The organism is Streptomyces sp. NPDC046379, assembly GCF_055587785.1.
The window spans coordinates 478,584-504,863 of the sequence record NZ_JBVJFP010000002.1 but is presented as its reverse complement, the minus strand read 5'-3'; the positions used below and the strand labels follow the sequence as shown (position 1 = coordinate 504,863).

General features: G+C 72.5%; 26 protein-coding genes and 1 pseudogene. 7 read left to right on the top strand and 20 right to left on the bottom strand.

Features of this window, described 5'->3' with window-relative positions; all coding sequences use genetic code 11:
• Positions 1 to 137 precede the first annotated feature (137 nt).
• Complete coding sequence (locus tag ACZ6KF_RS06160) at positions 138 to 1,892, top strand: SGNH/GDSL hydrolase family protein (RefSeq protein ID WP_469175852.1); 1,755 nt, start codon at positions 138 to 140, stop codon at positions 1,890 to 1,892.
• Positions 1,893 to 1,949: 57 nt separating this feature from the next.
• On the opposite strand, the gene ACZ6KF_RS06155 is transcribed toward ACZ6KF_RS06160, so the two are convergent.
• From ACZ6KF_RS06155 to ACZ6KF_RS06140, 4 genes are all read right to left on the bottom strand, one after another.
• Positions 1,950 to 2,729, bottom strand: coding sequence for an exodeoxyribonuclease III (locus tag ACZ6KF_RS06155; protein WP_356627865.1), 780 nt, complete (start codon positions 2,727 to 2,729; stop codon positions 1,950 to 1,952).
• Between the two features lie 53 nt (positions 2,730 to 2,782).
• Positions 2,783 to 3,415: an MBL fold metallo-hydrolase gene (locus ACZ6KF_RS06150; RefSeq protein WP_469175987.1), complete on the bottom strand. Its 633-nt coding sequence runs from the start codon at positions 3,413 to 3,415 to the stop codon at positions 2,783 to 2,785.
• Positions 3,416 to 3,462: 47 nt separating this feature from the next.
• Positions 3,463 to 4,758: a bifunctional 3-oxoadipate enol-lactonase/4-carboxymuconolactone decarboxylase PcaDC gene (gene pcaDC / locus ACZ6KF_RS06145; RefSeq protein ID WP_356627864.1), complete on the bottom strand. Its 1,296-nt coding sequence runs from the start codon at positions 4,756 to 4,758 to the stop codon at positions 3,463 to 3,465.
• Positions 4,759 to 4,955: 197 nt separating this feature from the next.
• Positions 4,956 to 5,630, bottom strand: coding sequence for a lytic polysaccharide monooxygenase auxiliary activity family 9 protein (locus ACZ6KF_RS06140; RefSeq protein ID WP_469159904.1), 675 nt, complete (start codon positions 5,628 to 5,630; stop codon positions 4,956 to 4,958).
• Between the two features lie 441 nt (positions 5,631 to 6,071).
• On the opposite strand from ACZ6KF_RS06140, the gene ACZ6KF_RS06135 reads away from it, so the two are divergent.
• A complete protein-coding gene (locus ACZ6KF_RS06135) occupies positions 6,072 to 6,842 on the top strand; it encodes a calcium-binding protein (RefSeq protein ID WP_469159905.1) in 771 nt (256 codons plus the stop codon).
• Positions 6,843 to 6,865: 23 nt separating this feature from the next.
• Here ACZ6KF_RS06135 and ACZ6KF_RS06130 read toward each other — a convergent pair whose 3' ends face one another.
• Positions 6,866 to 7,114: a hypothetical protein gene (locus ACZ6KF_RS06130; protein ID WP_469237482.1), complete on the bottom strand. Its 249-nt coding sequence runs from the start codon at positions 7,112 to 7,114 to the stop codon at positions 6,866 to 6,868.
• 144 nt (positions 7,115 to 7,258) lie between these two features.
• On the opposite strand from ACZ6KF_RS06130, the gene ACZ6KF_RS06125 reads away from it, so the two are divergent.
• The 3 genes and pseudogenes from ACZ6KF_RS06125 (at position 7,259) to ACZ6KF_RS06115 (ending at position 8,393) form a co-directional block, all read left to right on the top strand.
• On the top strand, positions 7,259 to 7,486 hold the full coding sequence (locus tag ACZ6KF_RS06125) for a DUF6059 family protein (protein WP_469159906.1): 228 nt from the start codon (positions 7,259 to 7,261) through the stop codon (positions 7,484 to 7,486).
• 104 nt (positions 7,487 to 7,590) lie between these two features.
• On the top strand, positions 7,591 to 7,965 hold the full coding sequence (locus ACZ6KF_RS06120; protein WP_469175985.1) for a helix-turn-helix transcriptional regulator: 375 nt from the start codon (positions 7,591 to 7,593) through the stop codon (positions 7,963 to 7,965).
• A gap of 10 nt (positions 7,966 to 7,975) precedes the next feature.
• Positions 7,976 to 8,393, top strand: a pseudogene (locus tag ACZ6KF_RS06115) (VOC family protein).
• A 194-nt stretch (positions 8,394 to 8,587) separates the two neighbouring features.
• Here ACZ6KF_RS06115 and ACZ6KF_RS06110 read toward each other — a convergent pair.
• Entirely contained in the window at positions 8,588 to 9,157 is a 570-nt protein-coding gene (locus tag ACZ6KF_RS06110) for a DoxX family protein (protein WP_356627859.1), read from the bottom strand.
• A gap of 568 nt (positions 9,158 to 9,725) precedes the next feature.
• On the opposite strand from ACZ6KF_RS06110, the gene ACZ6KF_RS06105 reads away from it, so the two are divergent.
• On the top strand, positions 9,726 to 10,637 hold the full coding sequence (locus ACZ6KF_RS06105; RefSeq protein ID WP_469237480.1) for a LysR family transcriptional regulator: 912 nt from the start codon (positions 9,726 to 9,728) through the stop codon (positions 10,635 to 10,637).
• A gap of 325 nt (positions 10,638 to 10,962) precedes the next feature.
• Here the strand turns inward: ACZ6KF_RS06105 and ACZ6KF_RS06100 are convergent, their stop codons facing one another.
• The gene (locus ACZ6KF_RS06100; RefSeq protein WP_469237478.1) at positions 10,963 to 11,535 is read right to left on the bottom strand and encodes a CGNR zinc finger domain-containing protein; all 573 of its coding nucleotides are present in this window, start codon (positions 11,533 to 11,535) and stop codon (positions 10,963 to 10,965) included.
• A 160-nt stretch (positions 11,536 to 11,695) separates the two neighbouring features.
• Here ACZ6KF_RS06100 and ACZ6KF_RS06095 point away from each other — a divergent pair, with 160 nt between their 5' ends.
• A complete protein-coding gene (locus ACZ6KF_RS06095; protein ID WP_356627856.1) occupies positions 11,696 to 12,151 on the top strand; it encodes a VOC family protein in 456 nt (151 codons plus the stop codon).
• A 255-nt stretch (positions 12,152 to 12,406) separates the two neighbouring features.
• Here the strand turns inward: ACZ6KF_RS06095 and ACZ6KF_RS06090 are convergent, their stop codons facing one another.
• The 13 genes from ACZ6KF_RS06090 to ACZ6KF_RS06030 form a co-directional block, all read right to left on the bottom strand.
• Positions 12,407 to 13,519 (bottom strand): prephenate dehydrogenase, encoded by a 1,113-nt coding sequence (locus ACZ6KF_RS06090; protein ID WP_469237597.1) that lies wholly within the window; start codon positions 13,517 to 13,519, stop codon positions 12,407 to 12,409.
• 168 nt (positions 13,520 to 13,687) lie between these two features.
• Positions 13,688 to 14,539: a class II aldolase/adducin family protein gene (locus tag ACZ6KF_RS06085; protein WP_469158185.1), complete on the bottom strand. Its 852-nt coding sequence runs from the start codon at positions 14,537 to 14,539 to the stop codon at positions 13,688 to 13,690.
• A 55-nt stretch (positions 14,540 to 14,594) separates the two neighbouring features.
• Positions 14,595 to 16,130 carry an FAD/NAD(P)-binding protein gene (locus ACZ6KF_RS06080; protein WP_469158186.1) on the bottom strand — a complete coding sequence of 512 codons (1,536 nt, stop codon included), beginning with the start codon at positions 16,128 to 16,130 and terminating at the stop codon, positions 14,595 to 14,597.
• Positions 16,131 to 16,133: 3 nt separating this feature from the next.
• Positions 16,134 to 16,616 (bottom strand): flavin reductase family protein, encoded by a 483-nt coding sequence (locus tag ACZ6KF_RS06075; RefSeq protein WP_356627853.1) that lies wholly within the window; start codon positions 16,614 to 16,616, stop codon positions 16,134 to 16,136.
• 313 nt (positions 16,617 to 16,929) lie between these two features.
• Positions 16,930 to 18,402 carry an MFS transporter gene (locus tag ACZ6KF_RS06070; protein WP_469237476.1) on the bottom strand — a complete coding sequence of 491 codons (1,473 nt, stop codon included), beginning with the start codon at positions 18,400 to 18,402 and terminating at the stop codon, positions 16,930 to 16,932.
• A gap of 52 nt (positions 18,403 to 18,454) precedes the next feature.
• Positions 18,455 to 19,654: an acyl-CoA dehydrogenase family protein gene (locus ACZ6KF_RS06065; RefSeq protein ID WP_469237474.1), complete on the bottom strand. Its 1,200-nt coding sequence runs from the start codon at positions 19,652 to 19,654 to the stop codon at positions 18,455 to 18,457.
• 298 nt (positions 19,655 to 19,952) lie between these two features.
• On the bottom strand, positions 19,953 to 21,605 hold the full coding sequence (locus ACZ6KF_RS06060; protein ID WP_469237472.1) for an AMP-binding protein: 1,653 nt from the start codon (positions 21,603 to 21,605) through the stop codon (positions 19,953 to 19,955).
• Entirely contained in the window at positions 21,602 to 22,354 is a 753-nt protein-coding gene (locus ACZ6KF_RS06055; RefSeq protein WP_469158189.1) for a class I SAM-dependent methyltransferase, read from the bottom strand. Before ACZ6KF_RS06055 ends, ACZ6KF_RS06060 begins: the two co-directional genes overlap by 4 nt.
• A gap of 23 nt (positions 22,355 to 22,377) precedes the next feature.
• A complete protein-coding gene (locus ACZ6KF_RS06050) occupies positions 22,378 to 23,331 on the bottom strand; it encodes a helix-turn-helix domain-containing protein (RefSeq protein ID WP_469158190.1) in 954 nt (317 codons plus the stop codon).
• Positions 23,332 to 23,667: 336 nt separating this feature from the next.
• A complete protein-coding gene (locus ACZ6KF_RS06045) occupies positions 23,668 to 24,528 on the bottom strand; it encodes a cytochrome c oxidase assembly protein (RefSeq protein WP_469237470.1) in 861 nt (286 codons plus the stop codon).
• Positions 24,525 to 25,019: a DUF2243 domain-containing protein gene (locus ACZ6KF_RS06040; protein WP_356627846.1), complete on the bottom strand. Its 495-nt coding sequence runs from the start codon at positions 25,017 to 25,019 to the stop codon at positions 24,525 to 24,527. Before ACZ6KF_RS06040 ends, ACZ6KF_RS06045 begins: the two co-directional genes overlap by 4 nt.
• 8 nt (positions 25,020 to 25,027) lie before the next feature.
• Positions 25,028 to 25,705 (bottom strand): hemerythrin domain-containing protein, encoded by a 678-nt coding sequence (locus tag ACZ6KF_RS06035; RefSeq protein WP_356627845.1) that lies wholly within the window; start codon positions 25,703 to 25,705, stop codon positions 25,028 to 25,030.
• 17 nt (positions 25,706 to 25,722) lie between these two features.
• Entirely contained in the window at positions 25,723 to 26,256 is a 534-nt protein-coding gene (locus ACZ6KF_RS06030) for a hypothetical protein (RefSeq protein ID WP_356627844.1), read from the bottom strand.
• Between the last annotated feature and the right edge of the window lie 24 nt (positions 26,257 to 26,280).

Genomic DNA, 26,280 nt, shown 5'->3' with positions numbered 1-26,280 from the left:
GGCGGTTTCACGCCTCGTTCGCGCATGGTTCGTTGACCCCGCGAGACCTCCTCCATAGCTTCACGGAACGCCGTGCGTGCGATCCGCACCAAGCCCGAGGGCCGGAGGAGCCGTTGACACGCCGTGGAGTCCGAGGAGTGCGCAGGCTCGCCGTCGTCCTCCTGCTGTGCGCGTCCGTGCTGCCGGCGGCCTCGGCCCGCGCCACCGGCGAGCGGGGCGCGCCGGGCCCGCCGCTGCCGCTGGAGTCGCTCTTCGACAACACGGCGGTCAGCGACGACGCCCGCCCCGAGGAGGCGGACTTCGACGGCCGCGGCGCGTCCCTTCCGGCGCGGGACCTCGCCGCCGCCGGCTGGTCGCCGGGCCGGACCCTGACCGTGCAGGGCGCCCGGCTGCGGTGGCCGGACCGGGCGCCGGGCGAGGCGGACAACGTCGTCGCCGACGGGCAGCGCGTGCTGCTGCGCGGCCGGGGCGACGCGCTCGCCTTCCTCGTCGCGGGCACCGCCGGCCGCGACGTCAGTGGCACGGGCACGGTCGCGTACGCCGGCGGCGGCACGTCCCGCTACGAACTGACCGCGCCGGACTGGCGCCGGGGACCGCCGGCGACCAAGGCGGTCGCCGTGCCGCACGTCAACACGCTGTGCGGGCAGCTGTCCGAGCGGGCGCGGCTGTACGTCGTCACCGTGCCGCTGCCGCGGGGGCGCGAGGTGGCCTCGGTGACGCTGCCGAGGGCCGCCGGGCTGCACGTCTTCGCACTGTCGGTGCGGGCGACGGCGGACGGCTGGACCGGTTCCTGGGCGGCGGCGACGTCGGGCCGGCCGGCGGTGGGCCCGTGGACCGACCGGACGCTGCGGCTGGTGGTGCGCGCCTCGGCCGGCGGGGAGCGGGTGCGGCTGCGGTTCGACAACACCTTCGCGGGGACGCCGGTGCGGATCGGGCGGGCGACGGTGGCCGTGCGCGGAAGCGGGGCCGCGGCGGCGGGCACGCCGGCGCCGGTGCGCTTCGAGGGGGCGGCGGGCGTGGAGATCCCGGCGGGGGCGCAGGCGTACAGCGATCCGCTCGCCTTCGCCGTGCCCGCGGGCGCGGATCTGCTGGTCAGCTTCCATCTGCCGGGCACGGTGCGGGCGGCGCCCGTGCACGCGCTGGCCCTGCAGCGGTCGTACGTCAGCGAGCCCGGCGACCACACGAGGGACGCGGCGGGGACGGCGTACCCGGGGCGGCTCACGAGCTGGCCCCTGCTGACCGGGGTGGACGTGGGCGGTGGGCCCGGGTCGGTGGTGGCGTTCGGCGACTCGATCACCGACGGCGACCGGTCCACCGTGGACGCCAACCGGCGCTGGCCGGACGTGCTGGCCGCGCGGCTGCGGGCGCAGGACGCCGTCCCGCGCTACGGCGTCCTCAACCAGGGCATCGCGGGCAACCGGCTGCTGACCGACCGCTACCCCGGCGACGGACCGTCCGCCGCGGTCACCGGGGTGAGCGCGCTGCACCGGCTCGACCGGGACGTGTTCGCCCAGACCGGAGTGCGCACGGTGATCGTCCTGGAGGGCGTCAACGACCTGCTCTCGGGCACGGACTCCGACGCGGTCACCGACGCGCTGGAGGGGATCGCCGGGCGGGCACACGCGCGGGGTCTGCGGGTGCTCGGCGCCACGCTGCTGCCCTGCGGCGGGCGCGACGGCTGCACGGCGGCCGTGGAGGCCGAGCGGGCCGCCGTGAACGACTGGATCCGGCGGACGGGCGTCTTCGACGGCGTGCTCGACTTCGACGCGGTGCTGCGGGACCCGTCGGCGCCGGCGCGTCTGGCCCCCGCGTACGACAGCGGGGACCATCTGCATCCGGGCGACGCGGGTCTGGCGGCGCTGGCCCGCTCGGTGGACCTGACAGCGCTGTGACCGGCCCGGCCGGGACGGACGCTGCGGCGACGGACCCCGCTGTGACGGGCCTGCCGCCTAGACGTCCAGGTCGACGACCACGGGCGCGTGGTCCGAGGCGCCCTTGCCCTTGCGCTCCTCGCGGTCCACGTAGGCGTCCTTGACCGCCTTCGCGAACGGCGCGTTGCCGTACACCAGGTCGATGCGCATGCCGCGGTTCTTCGGGAAGCAGAGCTGGCGGTAGTCCCAGTACGTGAAGGGGCGGTCGTACTTCAGCGGGCGCGGGACCACGTCGGACAGGCCCGTCCCGCGCAGGGCGGCGAGGGCGGCGCGCTCGGCGGGGGTGACGTGGGTGAGGCCCTCGAAGGCGGCCACGTCGTGGACGTCGTCGTCGGTGGGCGCGACGTTGTAGTCGCCCATCACCGCGAACGGGCGGCTGCCGCCCGCGTCACCGGCCACGGCGGCCGTGAGGGCCTCGAACCACTGGAGCTTGTAGGCGTAGTGCGGGTGCTCCACCTCGCGGCCGTTCGGCACGTACACCGACCAGACGCGGACCGGGCCGCAGGTCGCGGAGATCGCGCGGGGCTCGACCGCGCCGTCGAAGCCGGGGTCGCCGGGCAGGCCCTTGACGACGTCCTCGATGCCGACGCGGGAGAGCACCGCCACGCCGTTCCACCGGCCGGTGGCGTGCACCGCCGCCTCGTAGCCCAGCTCGCGCAGCTGGCCGAACGGGAACTGCTCCTCGGCGACCTTGGCCTCCTGGAGGCACAGCACGTCGGTGCCGCTGCTCTCCAGCCAGGCCAGCAGCCTCGGAAGGCGGGCGGTGATCGAGTTGACGTTCCAGGTGGCGATGCGCATGCCTCACAACCTACCCGGCGCCTGTGACAACCCGGTCCGGGGCCGGGGCGGCCTCACAGGCGCGCGGAGTCGCCCGGAGCCAGCCGCAGGTGCTCGGCGCCGCCGAGGGCGCCGATCTGCCGGTCGTAGATCGGACGGGCGAGGTCGGTCAGGAGGGCGTCGTGGATGTCGTAGGCGCGGCGCGGCCGCACCTCGCGGACGTAGTCGATGACCTCGGAGATCTTGTTCCAGGGGGCCATCACCGGCAGCAGCAGGGTGTCCACCGGGTGGTCGGGGACGGTGAGCGCGTCGCCGGGGTGGAAGAGGCTGCCGTCGACGAGGTAGCCGACGTTGGTGATGCGGGGGATGTCGGGATGGATCACCGCGTGCAGTTCGCCGTGCACCTGGACGTCGAAGCCCGCGGCGGTGAAGGCGTCGCCGTGGCCGACCGTGTGGACCCGGCCGGGGAACGTCGCCGAGAGCTGTTCGGCGACCGACCGCAGGGTCCAGATCTCGACGGCCGGGTCGGCCTCCAGGGCGGCGCGCAGGCGGCCCTCGTCGAAGTGGTCGGGGTGCTCGTGGGTGACGAGGATCGCCTCCGCGCCGGCCGTGGCGTCCTCCTCGCTGAACCCGCCCGGGTCGAGGACCAGCGTGCGGCCGTCCTTCTCCAGGCGGACGCAGGAGTGCGACTTCTTGGTGAACTGCATGCCCGTTTCCATGCCCCCATCCTGCCGCGCGCCCCGGACGCGCCGCCTCACACGTCGGGGGTGGTCTCCTCCCGGACGACCTGCTGGGCCACCCGGAAGGCGCTGTTCGCCGCGGGCACGCCGCAGTAGACCGCCGCCTGGAGCAGCACCTCCTTGATCTCGGCCGGGGTGAGACCGTTGCGCAGGGCGGCGCGGGTGTGGAAGGCCAGTTCCTCCAGGTGCCCGCCGGCGGCCAGCGCGGTGAGCGTGATGCAGCTGCGGGTACGGCGGTCCAGCCCGGGCCGGTCCCAGATCTCGCCCCACGCGTAGCGGGTGACGAAGTCCTGGAAGTCCCCGGAGAACTCGTCGGCCTGCGCCAGCACCGCGTCCACGTGCGCGTCGCCGAGCACCTCGCGGCGGACCTTGATCCCGGCGTCGTACGCGTCGGACCGCCCCGCCGGGTGGGGCGCCGCGGCGGCCGGGGCGATCTCGGCGATCGGCGCGGACTGCGGGGGCGCGGCGACGACCGGCCTGGCCTGGGGCGTCACGATCGCCAGCTGGCCGGTGCCGGGGTCGACGGCGGGCACCCAGGCGGTGGAGAAGTGCGTCACCAGCAGGTCGGTGACGGCCGCCGGCTGCTCGACGGGCACCAGGTGGGACGCGCCGGGCACGACCGCCAGCCGGGCGTCCGGAATCCCGGCGACCAGCGTACGGGCCTCGGCCGGGCCGGTGACCTGGTCCTCGGAGCCCACCAGCACGAGCGTGGGCACGCCGACGCGGCCCAGCTCGGGGCGGACGTCGAAGGTGGCGAGCGCCTCGCAGGCGGCGATGTAGCAGCCGGGGTCGGTGGTGCGCACCATCTGCACGGCCCACTCGGTGATCGCGGGCTGGGCGGCGGCGAACCCTCCGGTGAACCAGCGGTCGGGCGCCGTGCGGGCGATCGGGTCGAGGCCGTTGGTGCGGACGATCACTCCGCGCTGGCGGAACTCGTCGGCGGTGCCGAACCGCGGGGAGGCCGCGATCAGCGCGAGCGAGGCGAGCCGCTCGGGGTGGCGCAACGCCAGCTCGACGCCGACGGCGCCGCCGAGCGCGCAGCCCGCGTACCCGAAGCGCTGCACGCCGAGCCCGTCGAGGGTGACGAGCAGCCGCGCGGCCAACTCGGAGACGGAGGGCGCCGGATGGGCCGGCGCACCGCCGTGGCCGGGGAGGTCGAACCGGAAGACCCGCCACTGCTTGGCCAGCTCCGGAACCTGCCGGTCCCACATGTGCCAGGTGGTGCCCAGTGAGGGACCGAGGATCAGGACCGGGGCCTCTTCTGGCCCGTCAAAGCGGTATTGCAGGGTGTTCGACGGTGTCTCACTCACGCCCCGCACCCTCTCACGTCTCACGAAATCTCACACAGCCGGGGGAAGCCGGCGGCTGGGGTTCACACCGGGAGCGAAGGAAGCCCCGTCGGGGCAGGGAGACCACATGGGTCCCCTGCCCCGACGGGGCTCGGCCGTCCGGGCGTCGGGTTACCGGCGCCCGGGACGGGCCGGTGCCGTGTGCGGCGCTCTCCGGCTCAGCCGAAGTTCACGTCGCTGCACCACATGTAGGCCTGGTCGAGGTGCGAGGCCTGCCAGATGACGAACAGGATGTGGTGGCCGGTGTAGCCCGAGGTGCTGACGTTGAACTTGATGTCCTGCGCCGGGGCGTAGCGGCCGGTCTGCGTGATGAAGTCGAGGTTGCCCCAGCCCAGGGTCTGGGTCTTGGGGTCGAAGCCCTGCTTGCTCACGTAGACCTTGAAGTAGTCGGCACCGTGGGACGCCTGGTCGTACAGGTGGACCGTGAAGTTGTTGGTGATGTTGGTCGTCTTCCACGGCCCGGGCTTGTTCACACTGGCGTTCCTGGAGAGGTTGTTGCTGCAGAGCGTCCCGTCGGGGGTCCGCGCCTGGAACTGGCCGCCGAGACCGTCACGGAGCTGGCTCATCCAGTTCCACATGGTGTCGGGGTTGGCCTGGAAGGCCTGCCAACACATGGGGTCCTGGGTCTGCATGGCCGGGTTCGTGTGGTTGCTGCCCCACGTCTTCCAGCACTGGTAGGCGCGGGAGGCGGGGCTGACGATGGTGCCGTGGGCCTGGGCGGGGGTCGACCAGGCCAGTGCGCCGACAACCACGGCGAACAGCATGACGAGCGCCTGGAGAGGCCGGCGGAGGGCCGACCGGGTACGCCCGGTCAATGGGCTCTGCTTGGGCATGTGGGGGGAACTCCTTCCAGTTGCGGGGACTGTCGTGGGAGCGCTCCCAACGGTACGTATTCTGAGTGAAATGTCAATGAAACAAGCGGAGTTGATCACACATGTGGGCGGTGAGCAGGGAACTCGCCGTGAGCCGGGGCCGGAACCCTCCCCTCGGGCCTCGATGAGCGGCTCCCGGTCGGACCGGACCCGGCCAACGTGGCGTGGCGCAGCCAGAATTGACCGCGCGAATCCTGCCACGGCGGCCTCGGGAGCATGTCCGACCAGCAGAAACCACCCGTCACATCCGCAAGGACTCCGTCTCCCCATGACGTTTCGTCAGTTCGGGGTCTTGCAAATCCTCCGGAACAGCAGGGGACACTGCCCTCACGACCGTCCGCCCGTCCCCGGCAGCACCACGCCGAGCGGGGCGACCGTCACCCCCCATCGAGATGAGGTCTCATGAACCGAAACCGAGCCACCGTCAGCGCGGTCGCCGTGACCCTGTTGACCGTCGGCCTCGCCGTCGGCCCGGCAGCCGCCGCCACCGCCGCCGAGGCGAAGGCCCGCGTCGGAGCCGACTGGGCGACTCAGTCGATCGTCTTCACCGCCGCCGCAGGTCAGACCAACGACCTCAACATATTCTCCATGTACACCAGTGACGGGATCCGGCGGATCGGCATCAGCGACGTGGTGCCGCTCGAACCGGGTGACCACTGTGCGTACTCGAGACCCGATGACACCACCTCCGTGGTCTGCGAACTCCCCGCCGACAGCCCCCGGCCCGACAGGATCGACGTCTTCCTCGGCGACGGCGACGACACCATCGCCGCCTTCACCCCCGGGGTCGGCACCGTCCGGGGCGGCCCCGGCAACGACGAACTGCACGCCCACACCGCCCGCACGGTGCTGGGCGACGCGGGGAACGACATGGTCATGGGACCCGCGGCCCTGCACGGTGGCGACGGCATGGACCATCTGATGGGTGACGGCGGCAACCAGCAGATGTGGGGCGGCCGGGGCGACGACATGATCGAGGGCTACGGCGGCGACGACGTCGTGTACGCCGGCCCGGGCGACGACCACGCCATGGGCGGGGACGGCCGCGACATCCTCCTCGGCGGCTCCGGCAGCGACACACTGGACGGCGAGGGTGGCGACGACCTGGTCTGCGGTGGCTCCGGGAAGGACGTCCTCGAAGGCGGACCGGGCCGCAACATCGTCCTGCCGTAGGCGCCTCCAAGCCCACCGGCAGATCACCAGGAGATCATCTCGGTGGCCCGCCGCGTCAACCGGACCGGGACGGAAGCCGTGAAGGGAGAGTGCAGGGCGAACAGGGCCGGCGGAGCACCCGTGATGCCGTGGCCCTGTTCCGGGAGCAGGCGTGCCTCGTGCCTCGCGCCCATGGGGGCGCCGTGGTCCGGGGCGGGGGTGCGCCTGCGGCCCGCCGAGGTGATGTCCAGGAGGAATGCCGTGCCTCGAACCGGCCGGCCGGGCAGCCTCACGCCCCGCGCCCCCCACCGCGCGGGGACCCGAGTGCCGGGCGCTTGAGTCGGCTTCGAACGCGGCTCGATCGGCCGCCCGCACAGTGACGGCAGACGGCGAAACGGGAGCCACCGCGGCGACGCCGTCGGAGGGACGATCCACCCATGGCCGGCTTGATCAGACGTCTCCTGCGCGAGGTGTACGCGGCCCTGCAGGCGTACGGCTCCAGCCACCTGTCGGGAGCCTTGGTCCCCCCGGCCCCGTGGCGCCAGGAGGGGGAGCCCGCAGAGTTGGAGGGTCCGCCGCCGGCGCATCCGGAGCGGCTCTGCCCGGAGGTCGCCCTGACCCCGGTGGAGCGCATGCTCGAGCGGGAGCTGGAAGCCGGCGCCTGACGCACCTCCCACTCTCCCTCGTGGCGCCGCGGGCAGGTGCCGTGTGGCATGGTGGCCGGGTGACGCTGGAAGATCTCGTCCGGCTGCGCCGGGCCCGTGACCGGATGGACCGCGACTACGCCGAGCCGCTCGACGTACCCGCCCTGGCGCGGGGCGCCCTCATGTCGCCGGCCCATTTCTCGCGCAGCTTCCGCGCCGCCTTCGGCGAGACCCCGTACAGCTACCTGATGACGCGCCGGATCGAGCGGGCCAAGGCGCTGCTGAGGCGGGGCGACCTGACGGTGACGGAGGTCTGCTTCGCGGTCGGCTGCACCTCGCTGGGATCGTTCAGCTCGCGGTTCACCGAGCTGGTCGGCGAGAGCCCGAGCGCGTACCGGGCACGCAGCCACGAGCAGGGCGTCGCCATCCCGGCCTGCATCGCGAAGATCCACACGCGACCGGTCCGCAAGGCACGGATGGACGCGGCCACGCCCCGGTAACGTGACGCACATGGGCATCTCGCTTTCACAGTGCTTCCTCGCCGTCGACGACCATGACAAAGCACTTGCCTTCTACCGGGATGTTCTCGGCCTGGAGGTGCGCAACGACGTCGAGTTCGAGGGGATGCGCTGGGTGACCGTCGGCTCACCGTCGCAGCCCGACGTGAACATCGTCCTCGAACCGCCGCTCCCGGATCCGAAGGCATCGTCCGCCGACAAGCAGGCCATGGAGCAGTTGCTGGCGAAGCCGGCTGCTGCCCGGCGTCATCTTCGAGACCGACGACTGCGACGCCACCTTCGAGCGCCTGCGCGCCGCGGGCGCCGAGGTACTGCAGGAGCCCTTCGACCAGCCGTACGGCGTCCGCGACTGCGCCGTCCGCGACCCTGCCGGCAACCTGCTGCGCTTCAGCCAGTCCCCTCGGAAGTAGCTGCGCCGCGCCCGTCCCCCGTCCCGGCGCCGTCCCTCCGGATCCCCGCACGCGACGCGCACGGTCCCGTGCACACGCTCACGCCCCTTCGGCAGCGGAGGATCCGCGCCCACCCCGCGGGAGTCGACGGCAGCATGCGGTGCGGAACGGAGCAGGCGAAGGGGCGTTCGGAGCTGCTGCTCCCGGACCACGGGTCACACGGGGGCCGAGGTCCCGGTCTCCGGGCTCGCCGACCGGCACGACGGACAACGCGCGAGCCGGAGTTCCTCCTCCGGGACGATGCCGGTCCCGGCGGGGACGCGGGCGGCCGCGGCGGCGACCGACAGGCACGCCGCCACCAGCACCAGGTTCTTGATGATGTACTGCCCCTCCAGCGAGGGGATCAGCGGGTGGCTCCAGACCTGGGCCGGGACGATCACGAGGGTGGCGAACACGCCCGCCATGTGGACGAAGAAGGTCCCCAGTACCAGGGCCGGCAGCCGCCCCGTGATCAGTCCGACCCCGATCAGCACCTCCATGAGGGCCAGGCAGGGCCGCGAGACCTCCGCCGGCACCATGCCGTGCGTCAGGACGCTCATGACGAGCGTGGCGATGTCCTGCGCGGGGCTCAGCGCGGGGAAGAACTTGAGCACGCCGAACCACACGTACAGCACTCCCACGCTCACGCGCAGGACAGCCGTTTCCCGGCGTTGGTATCCGGCGGCGAGGGACGCGAGCCGGCTCGGGTGCGGCAGTCCGCGGCGGGGCGTGCGAGGGCGAGTCATGAGAGTTCCTCGGTGTCGGTCGGTCGGCACCGGGAGACGTGCACACATCGGCCACGGGAGTGGTCACCCGGCGTCGGTGGGCCGACTGCCTCGGGTCGTTTCGTCCCCGGGGCTGTGCGCGGGGGGACGCCGACAGGCACGCCGACCACGGCGATTCCATCTCCTTATGGAAGGTATTGCGCCGATGTGGCTCGTCACCGAGGGATCCGCAGATGCCAGCCATCGGTAAGTCCGATGGCCCCGTGCGCATGGCAGGGCCACCGAATGAGCATCTCTTTCTAACGGTGCCATTCCCCTGGCCCGTTAGATTTCGCTCCTCACGGGACGGTCGAGGGCGGCAACAGGCGGTCTTGTGGCCGGTTCTGGCTCGTGGTTAGATCGAGAACCTAACGTACAACTGCTCTGTTAACCGTTAGTCCGGCAGCGGCCCGTCAGAGGGTCCTCCGGGGGAGGGCTGGGTTGTCGGAGATTGAACGATTTCCCGGAGCGCTGTCGGCCACCCCGATGAAGCAGCGGCTGAACGTGCCCGGGTCACAGTGGATTTGTTTCCTGGGGGACGAACGTGTCGTTGGATCTCGCTCTCTACCAGCTCAGAACCTTTCGCGAAGTGGCCCGGCTCGGCAGCTTCACGAAGGCCGCTCGCAGCCTCGGGTACGCGCAGTCGAGCGTGACGTCGCACATCCGGTCCCTGGAGTCCAGGGTCGGGATGCAGCTGGTGCACCGCTTACCCCACGGCGTCCGCCTGACGCACTCCGGGAAGATCTTCCAGGAGTACGCGCAACGGATCTTCCACGTGGTCGACGAGATGGCCACCGCCCTGAATCCGTCGGACGAGGCGGAAGGTCGCACCGCCGTCGGCGCCTCCGCGCTCCTGCTGGAGAGCCGGATCGGTCCGCTGATCCGCGACTGCCGGTACCGGTACCCCAGGGTCCATGTCTCCCCGCGCCATCTGTCGATCGGCCGCGCCCGGGAGGCGGTGCGCGACGGCGAGGTCGATCTGGCCCTGGTCCACGGCGGCTGCGTCCCCGACGAGTGGTCCGCCGCCGGGATCACGGTCGTGGAACTCCCCGACCTGGAGGTGGTGCCCGTCGGTTCGGCGGCGCTCCTCGCCTCCCCCGGCCTCCCGCCGGCGCCGGCCTCGCCGCGCGTGCTGGTGGTCGACCCCGACTGCACGTCCCATCAGGTACTGGTCGCCGCCCTGCGCTGGGAACACGGCGTCGAACCCGAGGTCGTCGAGGCCGGCTCGGTGGCCGGCGCGCGGGAACTCGCGCGCGCGGGCCACGGCGTCGCGATGCTCCCCGTGGAGTCGGTCGGACAGACGCAGGAGCCCGACGGCCTGGCGGTGCTGCCCGGACTCCCGCGCCTCCGGTTGCCCGTGCGGGCCCTGTGGGCCGGGCCGGAGTTCGCGCTGTCGGCGGCGACCGCCGTCTGCCGCGTGGCCACGCAGGTCGGCCGGGAAAGGGCGGTGCAGACGGCCTGACCGCGCGTCGCGCGCCCGACGCCACGCCCCGCGCGGGGCGGGCGGGACGCGAAGCGGAACATCCGCGATCCGTCCCGCCCGCCCCGCCCGCCCCCTTCCTCTTCGGTGGGCGGGGCGGGCAACGGCCCCATCGGAAATACCGATGCTCGGCATCGGTTCTCTCGCGGAACCGTCCGGAGTGAACCTCCCTAGCGTGTTCCGTGGCACATGAATACTGCACAAGGAGTGCGCGCGGGTGACAGGGAGTTGATGCGCCGACCCGCACGCCCGAGGACTGACGGACCCTGCCGGGCCGCAGGAGGGTCCGCCCGGTGCTCTTGCGCGGTCAGGCCCTCTTGCGGCGTGCGTAGTGGCGCTGCGCCTTCGCCCGGTTGCCGCAGCCGGCCATCGAACACCAACGGCGCGTGCCGTTCTTGGACACGTCGTAGAAGTGGAGGATGCACTCCGGGTTGCTGCACGCCCGGATCCGCTCCGGCCGTTCGCCGAGCAGCCGCAGATAGTCCTCGGCCGCCCGCCACGCGGGCAGCCAGGACGGGGCGTCCACCTCGATGAAGGTGCCCGGCCCGTCCGGGCGGAGCAGGTGGCCCGTCCGGCCGCGCGCCAGCACGTCGTTGAGGGCTTCGATCGCGCCGGGATGCGGGCGCTGCGGGCTGGCGATCGCCTCGTCCAGAGCGGCGCGGGCCAGGAGCAGCCGCTCCAGCGTCTCGTCGTCCACCGGGATCGACGCGCCGTCGAGGGCCTGGCTCACCAGAGGGCTGGCGAGCCAGGTCGCCAGCCCGTCGAGCGAGTCCAGCAGGTCGTGGCGGCCGGAGGAGTCGATCCAGCGGGTGTTGAGCAGGTCGATGCCGAGGGGCTCGTCGGTCAGTGGGCGGGGGTCGGCCCCCGGGGTTGGCGGCACGGCGCGGCGTCCTTCCTCTGCGGTGGCGGCAGGGTCACACGACAACCATAACCGGTCATCCAGTGATCACGGGTTGACACTGCCGAATTCTAACCTCTAAAGTCATTTTCATCGGTCACGAGAGAGGCTCGTGACGATGAGTGAAGGCATGTGATTGACCATGGCTAAGGCGAAAACCCTGCAGACCGGTCACGTGGGACTGAACGTCACCGATCTCGAGCGCTCCCTCGCCTTCTACCGCGCCGTCTTCGACTTCGAGATCATGGCGGAGGGCAAGGAGGACGACCGTCGCTGGGCGTTCCTCGGCCGCGACAACCGGATGTTCGTGGCGCTGTGGCAGCAGAGCTCCGGTGCGTTCCCCACCGACCTGCCGGGTCTGCACCACCTGTCCTTCCAGGTGGAGACCATCGACGAGGTCAAGGCCACCGAAGAGGTGCTGCGCGGCCTGGGCGCCGAGTTCAACTACGACGGCGTCGTCCCGCACGGCGAGAACGGCACGTCCGGCGGCATCTTCTTCACCGACCCCGACGGCATCCGCCTGGAGATCTACGCCCCCACCGGTGCCGACCCGGCCGCCGCCCCCACCCCGGGCGCCCCCACCTGCGGTTTCTTCTAGGAAGCCCGCTGGCCCTTCGGGCGCCCGGTCCGCCCGGGCGCCCGCCCCCCAGTCCTCAGAAGCTTCGCCGGCCCGGTCTCAGCGGCCTTCACCGGCGTCCCGGCCACGGGACGGCCGACGGCCGCTCCCCGATGCGGGAGCCCTGGCCCCGCCCTGGCGGCAAGGGCGCCGGCCGCCGCCCGAGAAGCCGAGCGGAGCGGTCCGTACCGACATCCCCCGGGGTAGGGACCGCTCCGCTCCTCGCGCTTGCCCGGTTCAGGGCTGCCGTGACAGCGGCCGGTCGGTTCCGGGGCGGACGCTCCACCCGTGGTCGGCGAGCCGCTGGGCCGTGGTCAGGACCGCCGCCGGATCGACCAGCAGCTCGACGAGGCCGCTGCGCTCGGCGGGCGAATGATCGATGGACACCTCCTCGACATTGACGCCGGTTCCCGCGACGGCGGCCAGCAGACGGGCCAACTCTCCGGGCTGGTCGCCGATGAGGACGCGCACCGGCGCCGTGTTCGACGGCCTCTCCCCGTGCTTGCCCGGTATGCGCGCATGTCCCCTGCCGCCGCGGCGGAGCAGATCGGTGACGCCGCGCACGCCGTCCGCCCGCTGCCCGGAGTCACCGGTGGCCAGGGCCCGCAGAGCGGCCACGGCGAAGGAGAGGTCCTGCGCGAGGTCGGACAGCACCTGGGCGACGGCCGGGGCGTTCGCCTCCAGGATGTCGATCCACAGACCCGGATCACTCCCCGCGATCCGGATGACGTCCCGCAGACCCTGTCCGGCGAGACGCGCCGCGTCGCCCTCCATGTGCTCCAGACGTGCCGCCATGAGCGCGGCGACCACGTGCGGGGTGTGCGACACGAGCGCGACCGCCCGGTCGTGGGCCGCGCCGTCCATGACGACCGGGATCGCACCGCACAGCGCCACCACCTCCAACGCGCGGTTCAGGGTGGCCGTCGCGGTGTCCGGGGTCGGGGTGAGGACCCAGGTCCGTCCCTCGAAGAGGGCGGCCGACGCGGCCAGCGGGCCGGACAGCTCCCGGCCCGCCATCGGGTGTCCGCCGATGAACCCCGCCGGATCGGCGAGGGAAAGGACGTCCCGCCCCGGCCGCTCCTTGACGCTCGCCACATCGGTGTAGACGTGCGCCAGTCCCTCGGCCTGCTGTTTGGCGAGCACCTCGCCGACCCTGCCGGGCGGCACCGCCAGCACGGCGATGTCGACGGTCCCGCCGGGCGCGCCCACCGTGCCGGCGCCGAGCGCGGCGGCCGTGCGGGCCGCCGACTCGTCGATGTCGAGGAGGTGGACGGTGACGCCGCTGCGGCTGAGGGCGAGCGCGATCGACGTGCCGATCAGGCCGGTGCCCACCACCGCCGCTGTGTGAATCATGGTTTCCTCCGGTGGTCGACGGAGCCGGGCGGGCCCGTCCCGCGTCCGCTCATCCGTCTGCTCGTCTCACTGGTCGCACCGTCGTACTCGTCTCACGGGTCGTCCTCGCCGCACGGGGCGCCCATGCCTCACAGGTCGCCCTTGTCCCCACTCGTCTCATCGGTCTCACTCGTCGAGCAGGTCGGGCTGCTCGGCGACGATCTCGTCCCACAGCAGCTGGAAGCTGAACCAGCCGAGCTGCTCGTCCCCGAAGCCCCGGCCGGCGGCCAGCGCCTGCTCGTGCGTCAGCCGCTCGGGAGTGCCGGCCGCCTGGGCGAGCAGCTGGACCTGGGCGCAGCTGTCGTAGGTGAAGAACCAGTGCACGGCCTCGTCCAGCGAGCCGCCCACCGTGATCAGCCCGTGGTGGCGCAGCAGGACGGCCCGGTTGTCCCCGAGCTTCTGCGCGATGTCCCGGCCCTGTTCGAGGGAGACGGAGGGGCCTTCGTACTCCCCGTACAGGACCTGCCGGCCGTAGAACGCCGCCGACTCCTGGTCGATGGGTTCCAGCAGCCGGCCGAGCGCCCCGAGTGCGCGGGAGTGCGCGGTGTGGCCGTGGGCGGCGGCGGTCGCGCCGGGGTGGAGTTCGTGGATCTGGGAGTGGATGACGAAGGCGCTGGGGTTGACGCGGTGTCTTCCGTGGACGACCCGTCCGGCGGAGTCCACGCAGATCAGGTCGGCCACCCGTACGTGCTTGAACGACACGCCGAACGGGTTGACCCAGAACCGGTCGTGGTGCTCGGGGTCGCGGACGGAGATGTGTCCGGAGATGCCTTCGCCGAATCCGTACTTGCCGAACAGGCGCAGGGCGGCGGCGAGGCGCTGCTTGCGGTGGCGCCGGGCCTCCTCCATCGTGTCGAACTCGGGCTCGCCGGGGATCGGCAGGCCGGTCGCCGTGTCCGCGAGGAACTCGGCGCGGGGGGCGGCGGCCGTGGTGTCGCGGTCCGCGGCCGGAGGGATCGTGTCGCTGATCGGGGTCATGACGGCTCCGTTTCTCAGTGGTGGCTCCGCTGGGTCTTCGGGTGTGCCGCCCGGGCTAGGCGGGGAGCAGTGCGTCCCGCGCGGGGGCGGTGTTCTCGGTCGCGGCGTGCCGCAGGATGGCGGCGACGATGTCCACGCTCCGGTCGACCAGGGACGGGACGCCGAAGGTGAAGAACAGCGCTCCGGCGCCGATGGTGCCGAGCCCGTACAGGCGCGGGTCGGGCAGGCCGGCGCTGACGAGCCGGCTCGTGGCCCGCTCCAGGCGCAGCCCGCCGTGCGGGTGGGGGCTCGCGGCACGGCTGTCGACGAGGGCGTTCACCAGGGGCAGGGCGCGCGTGGGAATCCGGCTCTCGGAGGCGCTGACGGCGTTGACCACGGTCCGTGCGTGGACGACCGACCCGTCCGACAGGACGGCGTCGAATCCGCCGCCCGGGCGCCGGGCGACCCCGCCGAGGCCCGCGCGGATCTCCAGCCGGCCCGCGTCGACGAGGTCGAGCAGCTGGGCCGCGCTGCCCGGCGGCATGGGGCAGCACAGGCTCATGATGGTGCGGTAGTGGGAGCGCAGGATCTCGGCCCGGTCCTTCTCCCGCAGCAGCGGCCAGACGTCGGGGCCGATGTCGGGGACGGCGTGCTGGAGGATGCGCAGCCCTCGGTCCGGTGCGTCCACGGCGGCGAACTGGCGCCGCAGCCGGTCCACCGGGGCCTCCCTGTCGAGGCCGGTGATCTCCTCGTACAGCGCGTCGAGGTCGGCGCCGGCCTCCCGGACCTCCCGCCCGACGAGGTCCGTCAGCTCGCGCAGGGACATCTCACGGCGCCCGCGGCCGAGTTCCCTCATCCGCTCCTGCGTGAGATGGCGCGGCTGGAAGGGCAGCGGACGCTGCCGAACGCCGGGCAGCGCGCCGCGCCGGGACAGCAGGCTGATCGGCCCCTGGTGCCCCTGGGCGACGAGGGAGAGAACGATGTCGACGGCCGTCAGCCCGCTGCCGATGACGGCAACGGATTCGTCCGGGCCCACCGGCCGCAGCTTCTGCGTGACGGGGTACGGGTCCGGGACGAAGCCCGGTGCGCCACGCAGCCCGTAGACGTCCTTGGGGCTGTCGCCGCCCACGCAGAGCACGGCGTAGTCGAAGGTGTCGGTGGCGCCGTGCTCGGTGCCCAGCAGCACCCGGCCGGAGATCCGCCGCGCCGTGGTGACGGCGGCGCCGACGAGGTCCACCCGCCAGCCCTGCCGGCGCAGCTCGGCGAGCGCCGCGTAGGCCGTCTGCTCCAGGTACTCGCCGTAGACGGTCCGTGGGGCGAACCGCACTCCGGAGAAGGGATCGGCGGCGGGGCCGTCCCCGACGAGGCGCGTACGGCCGTCGAGCCAGCGCTCGAAGTGGCCGGGGTCGCCGGCGCGCACCGACATGTCGTCGGGGGTCGCGTTGACCTTGACGCACTCACTGTCCACTTGATAGGCGCGGCCCCGCCACAAATGGGGCGACGGCTCGAAAACCGTAATGCTGCCCGGCTCGCCCTTCGCCTGGGCGAGCGCGTCGATCAGACATACCGCGGACGCTCCGCCGCCTATCACGCCAATGGATATTCCAGCCATGGGTCACCTGTTGCCGGTCGTCGGGGCGACGAGTCGATGGAATCCGCCGTGCAGGAATATGAGCGGCGAAAGGGAGTCCCGGATGCCGAGGCCGACGACCTCTCCGATGACGAGCTCGTGGTCGCCGGCCGGGACGTGGTTCCAGTAGCGGCACTCCAGCCAGGCCACCGAGTCGAGCAGCAGCGCGCCGGTGTGCGGGCCCGGTTCGGCCGGGAGGCTGTCGAGCGCCCGCCTGCGCTCGGCTTCGGGCCGGGCGAAGATCCTGGCCAGGTCGGCCGAGCCGGCGTCGAGTACGGAGACCGCCCAGAGCCGGGACGCCATCAGGTCGTCGAGGAACCCGGACCCGCGGCGGATGCTCAGCGACACCAGGGGCGGTTCCAGCGAGAGGGAGGTCAGGGAGTTGACGGTGAGTGCGCTGTGCCGCCGCCCGGACGGCGTATCGGTGAAGGTGCTCACCACGCACACTCCGGTGGCGAAATGACGCATGGCGGAACGCAGGTCCTTTTTCACTGCCGTTGTTTCCGGATGTGTTGCGGATATCTCGCCCATCATGAATCCTCTCCGAGGCGGGCCGATATCGCCGACTCTACAGATTGCCTTCACCCGCAATTTGTTGTGGCGCGCACCGGCGCTGGCCGGAATGTGCTTCGGTCCATTCGGATCCGGAATTTCGGCCGGCGGTCCGGAATCCGCCGGCGGTCCGGAATCCGGCCGGTGGCCGGGCGCAGAAAAGCCGGGGCCCCGTCCCACTCCTGCGCCTGGAGTGGGACGGGGCCCCGGTGCCGAGGGCCGGCGGCCGCTACCCGACGGCCGCCTTGCGGCGGGACGAGGCGCGCAGCGCCGCCACCAGGGTGAGCACCACGGTCACCGCGGACAGGCCGGTGATGACCCACAGGCCGTCGTGGTAGCCGGACAGCGAGGTGGCCGCCTCGCCGCCGCCGGTGTGGTCCGCCGCCATCACGGCGGTCACCAGGGCGAGCACGACCGCCGCGCCGACCTGGTAGCCGGTCTGCAGCACACCGGCCGCCACGCCCTGTTCGCCGTCGACCACGCCGGTGGTGGCCTGCACGTTGGCGGCGGGGAAGGAGAACGGGAACGCCACGCCGATGAGCAGGATGCTCGGCAGGATCACCCACAGGTACGAGGACGTCTCGTCGATCCGCAGGAACAGCAGGTACGAGGCGGTGTAGGCGACGAAGCCCATGAAGATCATCCACTGGACGCCGAACCTGCCGATGAGCTTGCCGGCCCGCGGCGCGATGGTGGCGATGAGCAGGCCGATGGGCAGGAAGGCCAGCGCCATCTCCATCGGCGACCAGCCGCGCAGCGACTGGAGGTACAGGCCCCCGATGAACTGGAAGCTCATGTACGTGCCGAGGATCGCGGCGGCGACCAGGCTCGCGCCCACCAACGCCCGGTTGCGCAGCAGGCCCAGGCGGAGCAGGGGCTGCGCCGCCCGCCGCTCGATGACGACGAAGGCCAGCAGGAGCACCGCGGCCGCGGCGAGGACCAGCAGCGTGCGCGCCGCGAGCCAGCCCGCGTTCGGCGCCTCGACGATGCCGTAGACGAGCAGCAGCATCGCGGCGGTGATGGTGACGGCGCCGGCGACGTCGAAGCCGCCCTCGCCCCGCTGCGCGCGGACGTCCCGCGGCACCAGCACCACGGCGCCGGCGAACGCGAGGGCGGCCACGGCGACCGGGAGCAGGAAGGTCCAGCGCCAGCTGATCTCGGTGAGCGCGCCGCCGACGATGACGCCGGTGGAGTAGCCGACGGCGCCGCACGCCGTGTAGATGCCGAGGGCCCGGTTGCGCTGGGAGCCCTCGGGGAAGCTGGTGACGATGATCGAGAGGCTCGCCGGCGCGGTGAACGCCGCGCCGACGCCCATCACGAACCGCGCGGCGATCACCACGATGCCCTCGTCGGTCACCCCGCCGATCAGCGACCCCAGGGCGAAGACGGCCACGCCGATCAGGAAGATCCGCCGCCGGCCCAGGAGGTCCGCCATGCGTCCGCCGAGCAGCAGGAAGCCGCCGAATCCGAGGACGTACGAACTGACCACCCACTGCACCGACGCCGTGGACATCCCGAGTTCCGCCTGGATCGGCGGGACGGCGATGCCGACCATGATGTTGTCGAGCGCGTCGAGGAAGAACGCCGCGCAGACGCTCACCAGCAGGCCCCACTGGCGGAATCCCCAGGATGCGGTGGCCTCCTGGCCCTCCTTCCGGTCCGGGACCGTCGGTTCGACTTGCACTTCTCCGGAAGCTGCCATGAACTGTCCTGATTCCTTGAGTGGGGTCGGGTGGTTCGGCGCGACGCCGGGGCTAGCCCTTGAGTCCCAGGGGGAAGGGCGCGTAGGGAGTCCCGCCGAGCAGGTGGGCGCCCGCGGACTGCACGATCTGCTCCTGGGCGAGGATGTGCTGGCACATGGTCTGGAGGTCGCGCATCCAGCGGTCCAGCGGTGAGCCGCGGTAGATGGACGCCGTGCCGACCAGGTCGCACAGGCGGGTGACGATCCTGCGCGCGGTGCGGAAGGAGTTGACGCGCGCGAGCGCGGAGGAGACCTGCTGGTCCGGGGTCGGCGCGGTGCCGGACTCCAGCCGCTCCCACAGGTCCTCTAGCGTGCCGTAGACGGCGTAGCGGGCGGCGGCCAGCTCCATCTCGCACTCCCCGATGGCCGTCTGCACCCGGTAGGTCTCCGCCCACGGCGTGCCCGTGGCCTTCTCGGTCCGCTCGGCCGCCAGCTCCCGCACGTGGTCGAGGGCGGCGCGGGCGACGCCGAGGGGCACGCCGGACACGTTGCCGAGGAAGGCGTCGGGGGCGGCGAACGGGCCGACGCCGCGCGGGGCGGTGAAGTCGAACGACCGCTCCTCGGGGACGAACAGGTCGGTCATCCGGTAGTCCATGCTGCCGCTGCCGGCGAGACCCGTGGTGTGCCAGGTGTCCACGATCTCGACGTCCTCGCGGCGGACGAGCATCAGCCGCCAGTTGACGGGGGCGCCGTCCGCGCCGGGCTCGGGCTCGCCGTCGCTGTGGACGACGCAGCCGCCGACGACCCAGTCGGCGTGGGTGACGCCGCTGCCGAACGGCCAGCGGCCGGTGACGCGGTAGCCGCCCGGCACGCGGTCGGCGCGGCCGACCGGGAAGATCAGGCCGGCGGTGATGGCGTCGGGGTCGGCGAGCATCTCCTCGACGACCGCCTCGTCGAGGTATCCCGCGTAGATCCAGGTGTCCATGCCGATCATGGCGCACCAGCCGGCCGCGGCGTCGCCGTAGGAGAGCGCCTCGATGACCTCGGTCTGCTGGGCGAAGGTGAGTTCGGGGCCGTTCCAGGCGCGCGGCATGCCGATGCGGAAGACGCCGGTGTCGCGCAGCAGCTGCACCGCGTCCTGGGGCAGGTGCCGGTTGCTGGCGATCTCCTCGGAGCGCGCGCGCAGCAGGGGGGCTGCCGCGCGGGCACGCGCCAGGATCGTCTCCGGGGTGAAGGTCTCGGGGGCGGGGGTGGGGGTCTCGGTGATCGTCATGGAAGGCTCCTCATGCGTGCCGGTGTTCTCGTCGTTCGGATGTCGGGTGCGCCGGCGTCCGCCGGTCCGGTGCGGGGCGGCCGATGCCCTCCGCTCTCGCTCCACGCGCCCTCACGCTAGGGACGACCGCGCCGTGGCCGTCGCGTGATCGCGCACGCGATCTGGTACGTCCGTACATGGCGCAGCGCGGTCCGGTGCACGTGACTGAACCCCCATGAGTAACTGGCGATCCAGACTTTAGGGGTTAGGACAGCGTCCGTGCAACCACTGATTCGCGGATGAGTAGTGAGGGGTCGGTTCAGGCCGCCGTGCGTGACGCCTCGAACCGCTCCCGCAGCTGGGCCCGGCGCAGTTTGCCGATGCCGGTCTTCGGGATGTCCTCCTTGGGGACCGGGACCACATGGCCGATCTCGATCCCGAGCGTTTCGGCCACCCGGTCGCGGACCCGGCGGCAGGCCTCGGACACCTCGGTCCCGCCGCGCGGGTGGAAGAAGACCGCCAGCTCCTCGCCCCGCCCGTCCGCCCCCGTCACGAGGGACGCCACGGTGTACGACGGCGTCACGAAGTCCAGTTCCTCCACCCGGGCCTCGATCTCATGGCCGTGGTAGGTGACCTCGCCCAGCCGGATCGCGTCGTCGGCCCGTCCGGTGACCGTCAGCACGCCGTTCTCGACGTACGCCAGATCACCGGTGCGGAACCAGCCGTCGGCCGTGAAGGACCGCCGGTTCTGTTCGCTGTTGCGGTAGTAGCCGGCGGTCACGCAGGCGCCCGTGACCTGGAGGTGACCGGTGACGCCGACGGGTACGGGGGTGTCGCGCTCGTCGACCACGCGCACGGACGTCCCCGGCTGCGGCCGCCCCACGGGCACGTGCCGGTCGTCCTTCGCGCCGACCGACCAGAACTCGCAGTCGGCCACGCCGGAGGACGTCTCCGACATGCCCCAGCCCGGGTGCATCGCGTCCCTCGGCAGGCCGAACGGGGACAGCAGCTCCAGGAAGCGGCGGACCACGCCGCTGCGGACCGCCTCCCCGCCGTTCATGATGTAGCGCAGGCGGCCGAGGTCGAAGGACCGCCCGTGGAGCCGGTCGGCCTGGTCGTTGATGAGGCCGAAGGCGAAGTTGGGGGCCCAGGTGGTGTCCACCCGGTGCCGGTCCATGGCGTCGAGCCACCGCAGCGGGTCCTGGAGGACCCACTCGAGCCGGGCGTGGACCTGGTGGCAGCCCAGGTACACGTCCCGCGCGTGGAACATGACCAGCCCGCCCACGTGGTCCAGCGGCATCCAGTTGAAGCTGCGCGTCGTGCCGTCGAGCCGGTTCGACCGGACCGTGGCCGCGGTGCGGCTGAGCACGTTGCGGTGGCTGAGCACCACGGCCTTGGGCACGCCGGTGCTGCCGGAGGTGAGCAGCAGCACCGCGGTGTCGTCGGGGGAGGCCCGGTGCCGGGCGGTGTCGGGCGGGTGGGACAGCAGGCCGCCGACGTCGCCGAGCCACGCGGACGCCCACAGCGGGTCGGCCGTGACCTCGGGCACGATCCGCTGCCCCGTCCCGGTGATCACCGTCGGCTTGCCGTGGCCGTTCCAGACCCGGCGCAGCAGTTCGGGCGCCGCCGCGCGCTGGTCCGCGGTCGCCCCCGCGCTGACGGGCATCGGGACGAAACCGCCCAGCACGCAGGCCCAGAACGCCGCCAGCAGCTCCCGGTCGTCGGCCGTCTGCAGGATCACCGTCTCGCCCGGCGCGACCCCGGCGGCGCGGATGCCGCGGAGCAGGCGCGAGGCCTCGTCCAGCAGCTGCCGGTACGTCAGCGCACGCTCGGAGCCGTCCGGGCCGATCAGGAGCAGCCCCCCGTCGGGTCCGGGCGCCGTCGCCGCCCGCACCAGGGCCTCGCCGAGGTCCCGGACGTCGGGCTCGGCCGCCGGGCCGCCGTCCAGCCGGGAAAGATCCGTGCCCGTCATGCCGACCCCTCCCCCGCGCGGGAGGCCACGATCACCAGCGGGCCCCGCCCGTGGCCGGGCGCCGGCTCCTTGCGGAACCCGCCGTACTCGGCCGTCACCGCGAGCCCGGCGTCCGCCAGCAGTTCACGGACCTCCGGTCCGGTCAGGACGGCCTGGTCGAAGAAATTGTCGTACAGCGACACCTGCCCGTCGGCGTCGCGCACCAGCAGCGTCTCCTCGTTGCGCCAGGTCGCCGCGTGCGGGTTGACCGACTGGCGGGCGAGCCGGGTGATGAGCACGCCGTCGCCGCGGTGATGGGCCACCGTGTGCTGCTGGTAGCTCTCCACGAAGTTGAGCAGGTGCCCGAACTCCAGGACGACATGGCCGCCCGGCAGCAGTTGCTCCGCCGTCCTGCGCAGGACCTGGCGCAGCTCGGTCCGCGGCAGCTGGTTCAGCGTCATGAACAGGCTGTAGACGAGGTGGAACCCCTCCTCGGAGGTGAACCGCTCGGCGCGTTCGTGGACGTACGCGACGCCCTCGCCGCCCGCTCGCCGGGCGTAGTCGATGAAGCGGGCGCTCTGGTCCACGCCCACGCAGGAGAATCCGCGGGCGCCGAGCTCGCGCAGAGTGGTACCGGTTCCGCAGCCGAGGTCGAGCACCCGGCCGCCGTCCGGCACGTACGACGCGAGGAAATCGGTTTCGGCGGCGAGATCGCGAAAACTCCGCCGTATGATCTCGTAGTACTCACCAGGGAATTCGAAACTGGACAACGCATCACCTTTCGCTCGATGATTCAGCCGGCGAACGCGACCGACCTTTTGTTCTTGCGATATTCTCGAGGGCTGATGCCGTACTCCTCCCGGAACAGGCGGCTGAAATGGGAGGCCTCGTAGAATCCCGACCGCTCCCCGATCAACGCGATGGAGAGATGGTCGAGCCCCGGGTCGTCCAGTTCGGACCGACATCGGGCCAGCCTTTCGCTTCTGATCCACCGGGCCGGGCTGGTACCGCGCTCGTGGAACAGTTTCTGGAGATAGCGCAGCGACACATTGTGATGCCGCGCCACGGTCAGCGGACTGAGATCCGGATCGGCGAGCCGCGCCCGAATATGACCCTGAATGGTGAGCATCAAGGCATTTCTGTCGACGCCCGGTTCGGCGGCGACCGCGCGTATTCGCTCCGCGAAGAGGGCCGCGGCCAGACCCGCCACGCTGCCGCCCAGGAGGTCGATCGCGGTCTCGATCTCCTCGCCGTACCGCTCCAGTCCGACGAGCAGGTCCGACATCAGGGCCCCCAGGCCCTGGGAGCCGTACCACGCCCTGGCGGTGAGCAGTTCGGCCTCCTTGGCGGTGAGGCCGATCAGCTGGTGCGGCAGCCGGAGCGTCACGATGCGGAACGGCTCCGGCATGAGGACCCGGTAGGGACGGGAACTGTCGTAGCAGACAATGCGCGATCCGGAGGCCACCGACCACCGGCCGTCCTGGAACACCTGCACTTCACCGACGAGCGGCCGGCACACCCCGACGAACGGCTCGGCGCCGTTCCCGATCATCCGGCCATTCCCGATCAGTTCGTACGGCCCGCCCTCGACAATGGAAACCCGCACCCGGCCGAACTGCCGAGAGGATGTGGTGCCTTCCATTTCCTCGTCGTGGGTCCGGACGATGTGCAAACGGCTTTGCGGCTCGCAGGCCGCCCTCCCAAGGAGGGTTTCCTGACGGAAACGTGGCATATCGACATGCTGCATCGAACCCCCCGAATGATTGGGACTCCGGTATGCGGCTCCTCCGCTGGTCCTTCGATATGTGAACACGCCGACAGGCCGGTTCTCTACATCAATCGAAACCTCTGATAACGCGTTTCCGATCCGGCCGGAAACCGTGCGCGATTCGTCAACCGCCACCCCGGCGACCGCGCTAACGTCGCGGACATGAGCGTTTTCGTTGTGATCACTGAACTCTTCACCCGGCCGCACGGCGGCGCCGGCCGGGCACCGCCGTTTCCCGACGTCCCTGCGCGAGGAACCCGTTCGCGTGAGGCGCGGCGAGGGCCGGCGACCCGGGCGCCGGGGATGGGGGAGGGACTACCCGGCTCCCCGCAGAGTCGGCCTGCCCGGCCCGTGCACGGGTGGCGGTCCGGACCGCTCCGTCGCCGGTCGGCGACGGAGCCGGGCCCGGCCGCCCGCCCGGTACCAGGTCAGGGCCAGCACCGCGCCGAGGGCTGCCTCGGCCAGGTCGCCGCCGTAGTACATCACCTGCGCCCCGACGCGCAGGTCCGCGGCGGCGAAGGCGGTACCGGGCGGCGGCTGCGCGTACAGGGTCTTGGCGAGGACGGCGTGGGCGGCGCCGGCGGCCAGCAGGGTCGCCCCGCGCAGGGGCAGGCCCCAGCGGCGGCGCACCGGGTCGAGCCCGCAGACGGTGAAGGCGAACAGCAGCCCGGCGGCGAGGACGTGCGCGTGCACGGCGGCGTGCAGCCACGGTTCGTGCAGCACGGCCGCGAACAGGTCCGTGCGGTACAGCAGCCACAGCCCGCCGACGTCGAGCAGGGCTGCCAGGGGCGGGAAGAGCAGCGGGCCCGCGACGCGGGAGTGTGCCAGGGCGGGCAGCGCCCGGCGCACCGGACCGGGCGGCAGGGCGCGCAGGGCCAGGGTGAGCGGCCGGGCCACGACGAGCAGCAGCGGAGCCGCCATGCCGACGGCCACGTGCTGGACCATGTGCGCGGTGAACGGCCCGCCCGGCAGCGGACCCGCCACCGCCCAGGCCGCGCCGGCGCACCCGGCGGTGAAGGAGACGTCCCGCCACCAGGGCCAGTGGTCTCCCCGCCGCCGCAGCCGGGTCGCGCCCGCCGCCCAGCAGGCGACCGTGACCATCGCGACCGCCACGGCGACCGGTTCCCACAGGCCGGGTCCCGCGGCGGGGCCGGGGTGCACGTGCGCGAGCGTCAAGGACCCGCTCCCGCTCCGCCGCGGCGGGTCGCGCGGACGGCCAGGGTCACGCCGGTCAGGAACAGCGCGAGGCCGGCGAGGTTCCACGCCCAGTCGTAGGGCGTGACGTCCACGCCGTAGCGGATCTGGTGCAGGCGCAGCAGTTTGTGGTCCACGATCCCGTCGAACAGCTGGAAGCCCCCGGCGCCCAGGAAGAACCCCGCGCGGGCATGGGCCGGGGCGAGGGCGTGGCGGCGGCGCAGATCGGCGTGGAGGAAGAAACCCGCGACCAGGGCCAGCAGTTCGGCGCTGTGCAGCAGCCCGTCGGACAGCAGGCCCACGGCGGGGGTGGAGCGGTCGTAGAAGTGGTGCCAGCCGAGAATCTGGTGGAAGACGATCTCGTCGACCGCGGCCGTCACCGCCGCGCCGATCACCGCCCACACCGCCGTCGACCTGCGTGGCTCGGACCGGGCGCCGGGCGCCGGGGGCGGCTCGGCGGGTGCGCCGCTCATGCCGGGATTCAGCGCCGTTTGCGCAGGACGGCGGCCGCGGCCACGGAGAGCAGTACCGCGCTCAGCGCGCCGAGGACCTTCCGGATCGCGGCCGCGGGAAGGGGCAGGCGGAGCGCGTCGCGGATGCGGTCGTAGACGCTGAGGGGCACGCCGAGGAGCGCGTTGCCGGGCGGGCGCCGGGGGATGGCGGGGTGCGGGTGCGTGGGGGCGCTCATGCGCACCGTCTCCCAGGCCGTGCCGAGGCGGCGCAGGGCGGCGGGGTCCAGGGCCTCCTGGAGCCGGGGCAGCAGGAAGTCCTCCTCGTCGCGGATGTCCTCCCGGATCAGCGCGAAGACCCGGCGCACCCGTTCCTCGCGCTGCGGGTCGCCCGGGTCGAGGCGCTCGACCTCGGCGACGAGGTCGTTGATCTGCTGGTGCTCCTCCTCGACGCGGGCGGTCAGCTCCTCCCCGTCGGCGACCGAGCGCCGCACCACCGGCCACAGCACGGTCTCCTCGGCGAACGCGTGGCTGAAGACGAGCTGGGTGAGTTCCCCGAAGATGCGTGCGCGTTCCTCGTCGTCGCCGTCGGCGGCGTGGTAGCGGTCCATCAGCCGGTCGATCTCGGCGTGGTCGCGGCGCTGGCGGGCCAGGACGCTGCCCTGGCCGCCCAGCTGTTCGACGGTCTGGTCCTTGATGGTGCCGGGCATGGCGGCTCCCTTCGGGTTCACCGGGTGTGCGCGTCCTTGCGGGGAAGGGGCCCCACTCCGGTGCGGCGGCCCGGGCGCAGGGCTGCGTGGCGCTGCCCCGGGCCTGGTCCGTCGCGGGCGGCGAGGGCGTCGGCGACGACCCCGGTGGCGAAGGCGTAGACGGCCTTGTGCAGAAGGTCCACGACGAGTTCGCGGCGGGGCCAGGTGGAGGGCGGGGCGCCGACGCCGGTCGCGTTCTCCAGCAGTTGGTCGTTGGTGAGACGTACGACGGCGAACTGGGCGGAGGCGAGCGGTCCGCGCAGCCCGGCCTGGGCCATGGCGGAGCGCAGCACGCCGAGAAGGGCGGCCTGGCCGTGGTGCATGGCCCAGTTCACCGGCAGCGGCTGGGCCCCTGGGCGTTCGGGCAGTCCGGTCAGACGCTGCAGCACCCGGGCGGGCACATGGGAGTCGGGCCGGCCGGTGACGGCCTGCTCGATCTTCTCGCCGAGGGTCATCACGACGGCGCCGGCGGCGCCGGCGACCAGTCCTTGCCACACTGCCCGCTCGATCATGTCCCGCCGGGTACCCGGTGCGGG